This window comes from Uliginosibacterium aquaticum (assembly GCF_012972705.2).
In the GTDB taxonomy this organism is placed as follows: Bacteria; Pseudomonadota; Gammaproteobacteria; order Burkholderiales; family Rhodocyclaceae; genus Uliginosibacterium; species Uliginosibacterium aquaticum.
The window spans coordinates 573250-585277 of sequence record NZ_JABCSC020000002.1; the positions used below are offsets into that span (position 1 = coordinate 573250).

The following is a 12028-nucleotide window of genomic DNA, read 5'->3' on the forward strand; positions in this document are numbered from 1 at the left end:
TTGGATCTGTTGCTGTGGCGTCACGCCGACGCCGGTGAGGGCAGCCCCGACATCAACCGCACCCTCACCCCGCGCGGGCTGAAGCAATCCCAGCGCATGGCGCGCTGGCTGGATGAACACGCCCCGGCCGAGCTGCGGGTGCTGGTCAGTCCGGCCACCCGCACACGGCAAACCATCGAAGCCTGGCGCTCGGACTACGAAATCAATCCGGCTGTCGGCCTGGACGCCACGCCGCAAAGCCTGCTCGAAGCCGCTGGCTGGCCGGAAGCCGGTGGCGCGGTATTGGTGGTCGGCCATCAGCCAACCCTGGGCCAGGTCGCGTCCTTGTTGCTGCGCGACGAGGACAGCGCCCTGTCCTTCAAGAAAGGCGCCTTGTGGTGGTTCCAGCTGCGCGAACGCAATGGTGAGCTGCAGACCGTGCTCAAGACGGTGATAAATGCCGATCTGATCTGAGCGGGTCAAACTAAAAACAAAGGGCGCCGCGGGCGCCCTTTGTCATTTTCAGCCTGGCCGCATTAGCTGCAACTGGAACCGGACACCGTGAAGCTGACCGACTCCGAATCGCTCAGCGAATCGGTGCTCACGGTGAGCTTCAGAACCACCGTGCCGGCGCTCGAAGGGGCGGTGAAATAGACCTTGGAAGTATCGCTTGAGCTCAGCGATACCGAAGTACCGGAGCTTTGCACCCAGCTGTAATCAATGTCGCTGGCCGTCACATCGCCGTCATAGCTGACCGAGGCCGTGGCATACGCCGCCGCGCCACAATCGACGGTGGTGGCAGACTGGGTAATGCCAGAAATACTGAGCTCGTCGTCCGAAGTGGTACCACCGCCACAGGCTGCGAGGCTCAGCAGGGCCAGCACACCGCCAGCGTGACACAGCGAACGGGCAGAAGACGAAATGGAAATGCGCATGATGGCTGGACTTTCTCTTGAATCAGGGAAAATCCAGCGTATCAAGTGGTCACGCAAATAGACTTCAGCGCGGTGAAAAAGGAATTAAAAGCCTGCAAGGCAGGCACAACGCTGAAAATCCTTTTCAAAGCCAGAAACCGGCCGAAAAAATAAAACGGCCCGCAATGAGCGGGCCGTTTCTGACTCTGCTTGCAACCCGCTATCAGAAGGGGTTGAACATCGGCGCACTGGAGATTCCGCTGCGGCGGGCAGCAGATTCGCTGTGGTTGCCGGCGCCGAATTCGGTGCTGTTCAGCACGACTTCAGCCAGATAACCTGCACGTTCCTGATCTTCGCTGCTCACGAAAGCCTTGTGTGCGGGTTCGAATTCAAACAAACCAAAACTGGGAACCATTTCAAGCCTCTCTTTCATTTACCTGAGCACCGGGGTGAGTGCTTGGTGTGAATACTATGAGTTGCGCCAGATCAAATCCAATCGGATGTTTGGATTCTGGAATAAGCTCCGTTTAATAACCATCTTATATAAGACATTCACCTCTCTTTATCTGCGCCAAAACCCTTGCCGCAAGAGGCTTTGCGCCTTCTCAGGCGGTATTTCCGGGGGCCGCGCCCATGCCGGAAATGAGCTGATAGTCTGTTTTCCGGGCCATATCGAGATCGGAATCTGCGTAGCGCAGGGCAATTGCGCGAAACTCTTCCTGGATTTCGGCAAAGGCATCGACTACGTCTGGGTCGAAATGACTCCCGCGCCCCTCCAGAATGATGCTCACCGCCTTCTCATGCGGCATGCCCTCCTTGTACACCCGGCGACTGATCAGGGCGTCATACACGTCAGCCAGTGCCATCAGCCGCGCTGAAACGGGGATGGCGTCCCCGGCCAGGCCCTCCGGATAGCCGCTGCCATCCCATTTTTCCTGATGAGAGTAGGCGATCTCCTTGGCCATGCTGAGAAATTCCACGCGGGTACCGAGGGCTTCTTCGGCATGGGCAATGGCATCACGCCCGAGTGTGGTGTGGGTCTTCATGATCTCGAACTCATGCGCTTCGAAGCGACCCGGCTTGAGCAGGATGCGGTCCGGGATGCCGACCTTGCCGATATCGTGCAACGGGGCAGACTTGAACAACATGCCGATGGTGTAGTCGGTGAGATAGGCGGCAAAGCGCGGATGGCTGCGCAGCTTTTCGGCCAGCGCCTTGACGTAGAACTGGGTGCGGCGAATATGGTTGCCGGTATCGCTGTCCCGCGTCTCGGCCAGGGAGGCCATGGCAAGGATGGTCACATCCTGGATGGCCATGATTTCGAGGGTACGACGAGCAACCTCCTGCTCCAGAAAATCGCTCTTGCTACGCAGAAAGTCGGCACTGGCCTTGAGATTCAGATGGGTCTGCACACGCGCCAGCACGATCGGCGGGCTGATCGGCTTGGTGATGTAATCGACCGCACCGAGCGCCAGGCCCTTCTCTTCATCCTCGGTTTCGGACCGCGCGGTGAGGAAGATGATCGGGATATCGCGCGTGGCAGCGTCCAGCTTGAGGCGCCGGCAGACTTCGTAGCCATCCATGTCGGGCATCATGATGTCGAGCAGGATCAGGTCCGGAGCCGGGGTGGCGGCCGCAATGCGCAGGGCCTTGTCACCATTGCTGGCGACCTTGACGCGATAGTGCTCCTTGAGCAAGCCGCTCATGAGGCTCAGATTGTCCGGCGTGTCATCCACAACCAGTACCGTGGCTTTCTCGATCTCGATCAGGTCCATGGCGAACTCCTCACAGGCGAATGCCGCGCTCGGCGAGCGCGTCTTGCAGGGTCGTGAGTGCGGTCTCGAAGTCGAAACTCCGGATTGCGCCCTCAATGAGCGTGAAACGACTCGGGAAAGCCGCGCGCAACGCGCCGGCGGCGGCCTCAAAACTGTCGACTGCTGCCGAATCGTCATCGGCCAGACGGGCACTGAACTCGCGGCACAGGCTGAGCAGCGCCTCCGGCGAGCTTTCAGCCGCCTCGCACCTCACTTCAGCAAGGTGCGCATCCAGACTCGCCAGTACCCTGTTCAGCGCCTCGGCCAGCCCAGCCAATGCGGCCGGCACTTGTTCCATGCGCTGCTCGCGCAGCGCCGCTTCGAGTACCGCCGCGCGGGCCTGCACGGTGGCCGCACCGATATTGCCGGCGACACCTTTGGTGGTGTGCGCAAGGCGCTCTGCGCTGACGTAATCCTGAAGATCGAGAGCCGCCTGGAGTGCGGCCAGCGTACCGCGCTGGCCGTCGCGAAACTTGTGCAGCAGGCTGAGATAGAGCGCGCGCTTGCCCATCACATGCTTGAGGCCAGCCTGCATATCGACGCCGTCCAGGACCTCCGGCAGCACGACCGAGGACTCCGCCGCCGCGGGCCGTGCCAAGGGCGCAGCCGCGGCCGAGGTGTGGCGCGGGGGAATCCAGCACAGCAATGCGGCCCACAAGGCACCCGGATCGATCGGCTTGGTGACGAAATCATTCATGCCGGCCTCGGCGCACAGCTCGCGATCCTGCTGCATCGCGTTCGCCGTCATGGCGATCACCGGCAGATTAGCCAGAGCCGGCTGACGGCGGATCTCGCGGGTTGCGGCCGGACCATCCATAACCGGCATCTGCATGTCCATCAAGACCAGATCGTAGTGACTGACAGCGAGGCGCTCGAGCGCCTGGGCACCGTTTTCAGCCACCTCCACTTCGAAGCCGGCATCCGCGAGCAGGCCACAGGCCACTTCCTGGTTCAGATCATTGTCTTCCACCAGCAGGATGCGCGCACCGGCGATGCTGGCGAGGCGGCTTTCATCAACATCCAGCCCGGTGAGGCCCGGCGCAGGCTCCACCAACGCGCCGCCCAGCAAGCGCATGGCGGCATCAAAGAGCAGCGAGGCATTCACCGGCTTGACCAGCACATAGTCGATGCCGACGCCCGGCGCGGCTTTCATGACTTCTTCGCGGCCGTAAGCCGTCACCATGATCAGGCGCGGCGCAGGCGCCAGACCCAGCTCGCCGATGGCCCGTGCCAGCTCGATGCCGTCCATTCCCGGCATCTGCCAGTCGAGAAACACGATGCTTGGCAGCTGACCGGCCTGGGCCGCTTCGCGCAGCACTGCCAGCGCCTCGCGCCCGCCCGCCGCGGTGGTCACCCGGAAACTCATGCTGCCGAGCATCTCGGCCAGCACCGTGCGGGCGTTCTCGTTGTCATCCACCACCAGCACCGGCAGGCCACGCAGATCCGGATCCGGTAGCAGCGTCCTGCTCTGTGTCTCCCCAAGGCCGAGGCTGGCAGTGAACCAGAAACAGCTGCCCTGCCCGGCTTCGCTCTCCACGCCAACCTCTCCCCCCATCAGGCTGGCAAGGCTCTTGCAGATTGCCAGGCCCAGGCCGGTACCACCGTACTTGCGGGTGGTGGAGGCATCCGCCTGCTGAAAGCTCTGGAACAGGCGGGCCTGCTGTTCGGGCGTCAGGCCGATGCCGGTATCGCGCACCGCGAAATACACCAGCGCACGCGTCTCGCTTGAGTGGCGCAGGCGCGCCTGGATGGTGATCTCGCCACGCTCGGTGAATTTCACCGCATTGTTGGCGTAATTGATCAGCACCTGCCCCAGGCGCAGGGCATCGCCGCGCAGCTGACGCGGCACATCGGCGGCAATGTCGAAAATCAGCTCGAGGCCCTTCGCGGCGGTTTTCTCGGCGATCAGGTCGGCCACGTTCTCAAGCAGGCGTTCGAGATCGAAGTCCGCTTCCTCCACCTCCAGCTTGCCGGCCTCGATCTTGGAGAAATCGAGGATGTCGTTCAGGATGCCCAGCAGGTGCTGGCTGGAGCGCTGGATCTTGGCAAGGTAGTCGTGCTGGCGCGGGTCCAGCCCGGTTTTCTGCATCAGGTGAGCCATCCCGATCACCGCGTTCATCGGAGTGCGGATCTCGTGGCTCATGTTGGCCAGAAAGTCGGATTTGATGCGCGCAGCCTCCTCGGCCAGCTCCTTGGCCTGGGTCATCTGGGCTTCGGCGGCCTTCTGGGCAGAGATATCGACGAAGGTGCCAACCAGCCCGCCTGGGCTGCCATCGGCCTTGCGAAAACCCGATACCCAGTACAGCGTGTGATGCGTCTGGCCGTCGGCAAACGGAATCAGGGCCTCGCGCTGCAGGCTGCCGGCACGCGCAATGATGTCCTCGTCCTCCTGCTGGTAGATGATCCGGTCGGCTATCGGCAGGTATTCCAGGTCCAGCACCTGCTTGCCGAGCAAGGCTTCGCGCGCCACACCAAAGGTTTCGCAGTAGCTGCGGTTGAAGCCGAGAAAACGGGCGTCCGGCCCCTTGTAGAAAATCGGATAGGGAATGGTGTCGACCAGCACGCGCTGGAACTCCATGCGATCGGCCAGCGCGCGATTGGCCTCCTGCTGCGCCGTCACGTCCAGCCAGTAGCCGTTCCAGATCCAGCGGCCGTCCTCGGCCTGCGCCACCTGGGCGCGGGTTTCGATCCAGCGCACAGCGCCCTCCGGATCGACCAACCGGAACAAGGACTCGATGCCCTCACGAGCCTCGATGGCGGCCTCGAAAGCGGCACGTGCCGGGGCGGCGTCCTCCGGATGCACCCGCCCCCAGCGCTGCTCGAAATCGCGCAGCATCTGGCTCAGCGTAATCCCCCAGATTTCGCAGGCCATAGCGCTCACAAAGACAAACTGCCCGCCTCCGCCAACACCGGCCTCGTAGCGGAAAACCGCGCAGGGCAAGGCGTTGGCCATGGTCATCAACTGCTTGCGCGAATCCTCGGCGCTGCGACTGCTCTTTTCAAGCGCATGGGTACGCTCGGCCACCCTGGCTTCGAGTGTCGCATTGGCCTCTTCCAGGCTGCGCGTAGTGCCCAACAGGCTCTCGCGCATCGCTTCCTGGGCGGCTACCAGCTGACGCACTTCGATCAGGCGGGAAGCCACGACCACTGGCTGATCGAGCTCCATGCGGCCAATGCGCTCGCTCTCGACCACCAGTTTTTCGAGCGGGCGGGCAAAACCACGCGCACTGGGCAACATCACGCAGGCGGTCAGCCCCAGGGTGAGCAGAGTCAGGATGCCCAGCACACTCAGCTCACGCGGACCAAGCAAGGCGTAGTCTGCCTCCGGGGCATACACGCCCAGCCACACCTGCTGGGAACCCAGCCGCAGATGGCGAAACTGGTAGAGCCATGCCTCGCCATCGCTGAGCTGCAGGCTTCCGAGCTGCTTGTCGGGCTGCCCCGCCTGCTGCCAGTGGCGCGTGGCCTCGCGCACGGCCAGCAGCGGTTCATGATCGATCGGCTGCAGCACGGCCTGCTTGATCGCCTCCTCATCCTGATAATGCGGGCTGCGCGGCACGCCCAGGAGGCGCATCTGGCTATCGAACAAGGCGCCGACTCCATTCTTGCCTGCCTGCAACTCGCGCGTGAAATGAGAAAGATCGAGCAGGCTCACATCATGGGCGATCAGGTAGCGGCGTCCGTCTGGCGCGGTAAGGCGTGACACCGCCGTCACACCGGGCTCGCGGGTGGTGAAGAAGGTGTAGGGCTGGGTCCAAAACAGCTCGCCATCGCCCTTCAGTGCCATGCCTCCGGTAAACCACGGGCGTGTGCGGGCGTCGTAATCCAGCTCGCGCCGCTCAATGCGTGGATTGCTCAAGCCCTGGCCCCAGGTGATCCAGTACACCTGCCGCCCCCAGCGTGCGGGATTGCTCAGACGGTTGATGAGCTGCCCCTGGCGATCACGCAGGGTCAGCGATTCGGCACCGGACTCATCGGCAAGGATGACCGAGGAAATTTCCAGGTTGTTGTCGAGGATCGGCACGAAGAACTGGTTCAGGCGCCGCAGCGCCTCGATATCGACCGACAGGCCCTGATCGAAAGGCTTCTGCGTATCCAGCGCGAAACGACTCTCGATCATCCAGGTGCGACTGACGCGCACCGTGGTCTCCACCAGACGCAGGAGACGACGCAAACGGTTTTCCAGCTCCGCCGAGCTGGCATGCATCTGTGCCTCGGCCGAGCGCTGCTGCCCGGGCAGGACGACGAGGTAATAGGTGGTGGCTGCAAACACCAGCAGCGCCAGCAGCACGATGAAGAAGGAGCGCCACAGCAGGCTGCGGCGGATCGAACTGGCGTGAAACAGTGATCCCATGCGCGCTCCCCCCGGAATGGCGCCCTGCGAACAGCAATAGCTCAGTCGGCCAGTCTGGCCGCAGCCATCAGCTGCTTGGCATACGAGCTATCAGCATAGTCCGCCAAACTCTCTGCCGGTATGGCCTCCAGCAGGGCACGGGCCCCCGCCTTGTCGCCCAGGCTCAGGCGCACTCCGGCCAAGGCCAATTGCCAGCGCGGCTGCACCGGACCGAGGCGCAAAGCCTGCTCGAAATGCTCGCGCGCCGCCTCGGGCTGGCCGGCCTGTACGGCCAGCTGGCCGGCAAAAGCCAGATCCCCGGCGTGCTGGCCGAAGCTGGCCGAGCGGTGCAGGCTAGCGAGTGCCAGCGCGGCTTCGCCACGCCGGGCCAGCAGGCTGGCCTGCAGGCGGCGCAGATCCGGCGCATCCGGCTGCAACGCCAGCGCCTCGGACAGCTGGGCCTCGGCTTCGGCGCGATGGCCGCCATCGAGCAGCAACTGCAGCAGCAGGCGACGACTGTCGAGATCCTGCGGCTGTAACTGGAGATGGGCACGCAGGCTGTCGGCGGCCTCCACCACGCGGCCGCTGCGCAGGTACTGACGAGCCTGTTCGGGCGCACTGAGCACTTTGGCCGGCGCAGCCCGGCTGGCACGAGCCGGCTCCGCGGCAGAGGCCGCAAACGCCGGCAGCAGGCAGCAGACCAACAGCGCGCCGCTCACGAGGCGGCTCGACGCGTTCATTGCGGCCCCCCGCTGGGGTTGCCACGCTCATCGAGCAGACGGCCGACGCGGGCATTGCTCTGCCGGATGTCGTCGGACCAGTTGCCGGGGTTCTGCACCACCGTCGGGCGCAGCAGGATCACCAGCTCGCGCCGCTCCGATTCGATGCTCTGGTTCTTGAACAGATTGCCGACGATGGGCAGGTTGCTCGCCCCCGGGATGCCCTGGTCGGTATTGGCCGCGCCTTCACGGATCAGGCCGCCGAGGGCCACCATCTGACCATCGCGGATGCGTACCACACTATCCATCTCGCTGACCTGGCTGGAGGCCAGCGGCAGGCTGAACTTGCCGAGGGTACCGAGGTTGATTTCCTGGGTCACCGCCGTGACCTTGCTGACCATCGGATGGATATGCAGGGTGATGCGGTCTTCGCCGTCGATTTGCGGTGTCACGTCCAGCGCCACACCGGAGAAAAAAGGCTGCAGGGTCAGGTTGGGCGTAGAGGTCGGGTTGCCATTGCTGGTGGTAGAGGCTGTGGAACTGATGTTGGTGACAAAAAAGTTGTCAGTCCCCACCTTGAGCACCGCCTTCTGGTTGTTCAGTGCCGCCACGCGTGGACTGGAAAGCACATGCACCCGGCCCTGCTCCTCGAGCAGATTGATCACCGCAGTGAAGTTGCTGCTGCGCAGGATCATGCCGAACATGGCGCCCACCGCGTCGGAGCTGTTCGAGATGTTGCCCACCCCGCTGGTGCCGATCGGTGTAGTGCTGATCGCCCCGCCCTGGCTGATGCTGCTGCCCGGCGTGAGCTGGCCGGCGCTGATGCGGCTGCCGCCAAAAGCGGCCCAGTTGATGCCAGCCTGGAAGCTGTCGGATAGCACCACTTCCATGATCTTGGCCTCGATGATCACCTGGCGCTCCAGAGTCAGCTGCGAGGCAGCCAGAAAGGCTTCCACCTGCGCAATCTCGCCAGGCAAGGCGCGCACCACCAGTACGCCGCTTTGCGGACTCACCACCACACTGCGCCCTTCGGCCGTACCGATGATGGACTTCACCGCCTCCTGCAACTCGCCCCAGAAATCACTCTGGGCGGTGGTGGTGATCTTGCTGGTCACGAAATTGGTGCTGGTATTGGAACTCGTGCCACTGGTGCCCGCCGTTGTGCTGCCGGAGCTGCTGGCGGAATCGCTGACCGAGCCGGAAATCACGCGGATATCGGAAGTGCCCTTGCGCACCGCGTTGAGGTAATTGACCTTCATGATCCGCGTCTGCAGGCTGCGCCCCTGAATAAAGATGCGGCTGCCCTCAATCCGATATTCATAACCGTAGAGTTCGCGCAGCGCATCCAGCGCTTCGCGCACGCTCACATCCTTAAGGCTCACCGTCACCTTACCGTCCAGATCGTTGGGCAGGAGCATCGAGTAACGCGTGTCGGCCACCATGCTCAGGAACACCTGGCGCACCGGCGCATCACTCACCACCAGATCGAAGCGCGGCTCCATCACCCGCGCGGTGGCCTCCGGCATATCCAGGCGCAGCGAAGGATAGAAAGCGCTCTGCTGGCCCGGCGCGAGTTGCGGCGCGGAGGGAGGCTGGGCGGCGGCCGCGGCCAGTTCGGCGCGGATCGTGTCAGCCGGCTTCCTGGCTGCCTGCTGGGCAACACAGGCGCTCAGCAAGAGCACAAGGACGAGACTGGAGAGTGTTTTCATTCGGTTCGACCTCCCGGCGGCAGCGGGGATGAGATAGTCGGGGCGGCCTGCGAAGCAGGCAGCAGATGCAGACGCAAGCGACCGGCAGGGCCTTGCAGCAAAGCGGAAGCGGCATCCAGACTGAGCAGACGGTAATCACCGATGCGCTCGCCCGGCGCCAAGCTGCGCCCGTTGATGAGGGCGCGCTGGCGTCCGGCGGAAAGTTGCACGCCTTGCAGGCGCAGCGCTTCTTCGACCGTCGCCGGGGCAGCACCGGGCGTGAAGAAACCGGGCGGCGGGCGTAACGGGTCCGTCTGCGCCAGCGCAGGCAGGGCCCACAGGGAAAGAAGGAGCATCAGAAACCGAGCCATGCGCGCTCCAGACTGTTGAAATCGAGCGTCAGGCTCAGGCGGGCCTGCGGCCACTCCTGCACTTGCAGCGTGTAGGCACTCACTTCCAGTTGTACCGGCAAGCTTTCGACGGCGTGCAGATAGGCGGCCAGTGCCGGGTAATCCCCCTGTAGCACCAGCTTCACGCTGTGACGGTAGAGGCTCGAGCCGCCGGGCGTGGCAGCCGGTGCGCTGGCAGCGGCCAACAGATCCACGGGTTCGCCAGAGCGGATCGAGACCAGAAGCAGGTTCTTCTGCGCTGCGATCAGCGCCTGCAGCAAGGCACTCATGCGCTCGGGCGCAAGCAGGCGAGCCTCGGGGCCGGTCAGGCGACTGTGCAGGAGTGCAATCTCACGTTCCGCCTCGCCGAGCGCGCTACGCTCCGCCGCATCCGGATCGCGCTGACTGCCCTCGATCAGCAGGCTCTCCTCCTGGCTCAGGCTGGCCAGGCTGCGCGTACTCTCTTGCAGGCTCTGCCGGGCCTGGCGGTAGCGCGAGAGCGCCGGCTCCAGCACGCTGAACATGAAGATGCCGGCCAGCAAGGCCGCCAACCCGAGAAAGACCAGCAGGCGCTCACGCGCTTGCAAGGCATCAAAACGATCCGCGACAAAGAGCCAGGCTTTCTTCATGGCCGCCCGCTCCCCGTTCGCGCCTGCAGGCTGAAGGCCAGGGCCTCGGGCGCAGCCACACCAGCCGGCGCCGGAAACTGCTTGCGGCCGAGTTCAAACATTTCGAAACGCTGTTTGCGGAAAGCCTCCTGGCTGCGCAGACGCTCCAGATACTCCGGCACCTGAGGCGCACGCAAGGCATAGCCTTGCAGGGAAACTGCGCCACGCTGCCACGCCACCTGTTCCAGCCACACGCCGGGCAGCACCGCGGACGACAGTGCGGCGAGGCTGGCGGAGGCCTGCGGCCCGCCCGCCTGCCCTGCCAGGTTGACGGCAATCTGCCGCAGGCGTGCCGTTTCGGCGTGCGCGGCAGCCAGATCCAGCGCCACTTGCGGACTCTTCTCGCGCACGGTCAGCAAGGCCTGCTGGGCCTTGAGTTGCGCCTCGCGGGCCGTGACACGCAGCTGGGCCTGCTGCGCAACGGCGAGGTAGCTCGCGAGGCTCCAGCGGATGAAGCTGCTCAGGCCGATCAGCATCAGCAGCACCAGGCCCAGTGCCAGCATCATGGTGCGGAACTGGAAGAAGGGCTTGGGCGGCAGCAGGTCTGGATTGGCCAGATTGATGAAGGCCTTCATGGCGCACCCTCCGGCCCGCGCAGAGCCATGCCCAGGGCATGGAAGAGCGCGGCCTGCTCCTCTGGATCAACCGGCAGCGGGCAGCGACTGCAGTCAAACAGGGTCGCCAGATCGATCAGCTTCACCGGCAGGTAAAGGGTGTCGATCAAAAGACTCAGCAATTCTTCGGCATGCGCAAACGGCGCAATCCACAAGGTGGAAACGTTCAGGAACCCCAGCTGACGCTCCAGCACATCCACCGAGCGCTGCAGCTCCAGCACCAGACGATCGAGCTGCTCGCGGCGCAGCGTTTCGCTGGCCTGCAAGGCTAGGCTGGAGAGATCGAAGCCGCGCACGAAATACGGCACGCCCTCACGGCTGGCAGTGAGCAGGCAGCCGCCGGGGGTGATCGCCAGCACTGCGGTGCCGCGCCCGGGCTCTTCAAGACGGTCGGCCAGATTGCGCTGAGCCATTTCAATCACATCGATAGCGCGCACGCTGGAGTTCCAGGGTCGGAACATCAGCATGCGCTCGCGCAGCAAGTCATTCGGTGCGGCCACCACGAAACCGTTGGTGCGCCGCTGGCCGAGCGGATCAGGCGGCGGCGGAATGACTTCGAGCGACACAGCGTCCAGCGGATGGCGCAGCATTTCCTTGATTTGCCAGCGCAACGCGGTTTTCAGTTCTTCGTCCGGCACATTAGGCAGCTCGGTCTGCAGGAACTGGTACTCATCCGGCTCCAGCAGCAAGCGCAGCGGGCTCTGACGGAGGGACAGGGCCTGCGCCATCTGCTCGAGGCGTGCAGCCGTATTGCCCGTAGCATCCAGCACGCGTGCCAGTGCCAGCTGCGGCTGTGCCGCAGGCGCTTCGCTGACAAGCTGCACCGCCACCACCCGGCCCGGCGAAGTCGCCAGATTCAGGGGGAGCTGCTCACGGGATCTGCCTGCACCAAAAAACATCGTCACCTTTC

Annotated in this window: 11 protein-coding genes; 1 reads left to right on the top strand and 10 read right to left on the bottom strand. The window is 64.0% G+C overall.

The features are described 5' to 3' along the window. A complete protein-coding gene (locus HJ583_RS10115) occupies positions 1-453 on the top strand; it encodes a SixA phosphatase family protein (RefSeq protein ID WP_170021793.1) in 453 nt (150 codons plus the stop codon). Between the two features lie 62 nt (positions 454-515). On the opposite strand, the gene HJ583_RS10120 is transcribed toward HJ583_RS10115, so the two are convergent. The 10 genes from HJ583_RS10120 to HJ583_RS10165 form a co-directional block, all read right to left on the bottom strand. Further along, positions 516-914: a PKD domain-containing protein gene (locus HJ583_RS10120; protein WP_170021794.1), complete on the bottom strand. Its 399-nt coding sequence runs from the start codon at positions 912-914 to the stop codon at positions 516-518. Positions 915-1116: 202 nt separating this feature from the next. Continuing rightward, the gene (locus HJ583_RS10125; protein ID WP_101942472.1) at positions 1117-1308 is read right to left on the bottom strand and encodes a hypothetical protein; all 192 of its coding nucleotides are present in this window, start codon (positions 1306-1308) and stop codon (positions 1117-1119) included. A gap of 190 nt (positions 1309-1498) precedes the next feature. Beyond that, entirely contained in the window at positions 1499-2668 is a 1170-nt protein-coding gene (locus tag HJ583_RS10130) for a response regulator (RefSeq protein ID WP_170021795.1), read from the bottom strand. 10 nt (positions 2669-2678) lie between these two features. Further along, on the bottom strand, positions 2679-7061 hold the full coding sequence (locus tag HJ583_RS10135) for a response regulator (protein ID WP_170021796.1): 4383 nt from the start codon (positions 7059-7061) through the stop codon (positions 2679-2681). Between the two features lie 41 nt (positions 7062-7102). Beyond that, positions 7103-7780, bottom strand: a complete 678-nt coding sequence (locus tag HJ583_RS10140; protein ID WP_170021797.1) for a tetratricopeptide repeat protein — start codon at positions 7778-7780, stop codon at positions 7103-7105. Then, positions 7777-9468, bottom strand: a complete 1692-nt coding sequence (mshL, locus tag HJ583_RS10145; protein WP_170021798.1) for a pilus (MSHA type) biogenesis protein MshL — start codon at positions 9466-9468, stop codon at positions 7777-7779. The genes HJ583_RS10140 and mshL overlap by 4 nt, the downstream gene beginning before the upstream one ends. Next, positions 9465-9818: a hypothetical protein gene (locus tag HJ583_RS10150; RefSeq protein ID WP_170021799.1), complete on the bottom strand. Its 354-nt coding sequence runs from the start codon at positions 9816-9818 to the stop codon at positions 9465-9467. Before HJ583_RS10150 ends, mshL begins: the two co-directional genes overlap by 4 nt. Continuing rightward, positions 9803-10465: a type II secretion system protein GspM gene (locus tag HJ583_RS10155; protein ID WP_170021800.1), complete on the bottom strand. Its 663-nt coding sequence runs from the start codon at positions 10463-10465 to the stop codon at positions 9803-9805. Before HJ583_RS10155 ends, HJ583_RS10150 begins: the two co-directional genes overlap by 16 nt. Further along, a complete protein-coding gene (locus tag HJ583_RS10160) occupies positions 10462-11079 on the bottom strand; it encodes a PilN domain-containing protein (protein WP_170021801.1) in 618 nt (205 codons plus the stop codon). The genes HJ583_RS10155 and HJ583_RS10160 overlap by 4 nt, the downstream gene beginning before the upstream one ends. Then, a complete protein-coding gene (locus HJ583_RS10165; protein ID WP_170021802.1) occupies positions 11076-12017 on the bottom strand; it encodes a type IV pilus biogenesis protein PilM in 942 nt (313 codons plus the stop codon). The genes HJ583_RS10160 and HJ583_RS10165 overlap by 4 nt, the downstream gene beginning before the upstream one ends. Between the last annotated feature and the right edge of the window lie 11 nt (positions 12018-12028).

Coding starts and splice junctions, on each gene's coding strand:
- HJ583_RS10155 (WP_170021800.1), bottom strand. CDS start 10,465: ATGAAGAAAGCCTGGCTCTTTGTCGCGGATCGTTTTGATGCCTTGCAA.
- HJ583_RS10135 (WP_170021796.1), bottom strand. CDS start 7,061: ATGGGATCACTGTTTCACGCCAGTTCGATCCGCCGCAGCCTGCTGTGG.
- HJ583_RS10160 (WP_170021801.1), bottom strand. CDS start 11,079: ATGAAGGCCTTCATCAATCTGGCCAATCCAGACCTGCTGCCGCCCAAG.
- HJ583_RS10120 (WP_170021794.1), bottom strand. CDS start 914: ATGCGCATTTCCATTTCGTCTTCTGCCCGTTCGCTGTGTCACGCTGGC.
- HJ583_RS10150 (WP_170021799.1), bottom strand. CDS start 9,818: ATGGCTCGGTTTCTGATGCTCCTTCTTTCCCTGTGGGCCCTGCCTGCG.
- mshL (WP_170021798.1), bottom strand. CDS start 9,468: ATGAAAACACTCTCCAGTCTCGTCCTTGTGCTCTTGCTGAGCGCCTGT.
- HJ583_RS10130 (WP_170021795.1), bottom strand. CDS start 2,668: ATGGACCTGATCGAGATCGAGAAAGCCACGGTACTGGTTGTGGATGAC.
- HJ583_RS10165 (WP_170021802.1), bottom strand. CDS start 12,017: ATGTTTTTTGGTGCAGGCAGATCCCGTGAGCAGCTCCCCCTGAATCTG.
- HJ583_RS10125 (WP_101942472.1), bottom strand. CDS start 1,308: ATGGTTCCCAGTTTTGGTTTGTTTGAATTCGAACCCGCACACAAGGCT.
- HJ583_RS10140 (WP_170021797.1), bottom strand. CDS start 7,780: ATGAACGCGTCGAGCCGCCTCGTGAGCGGCGCGCTGTTGGTCTGCTGC.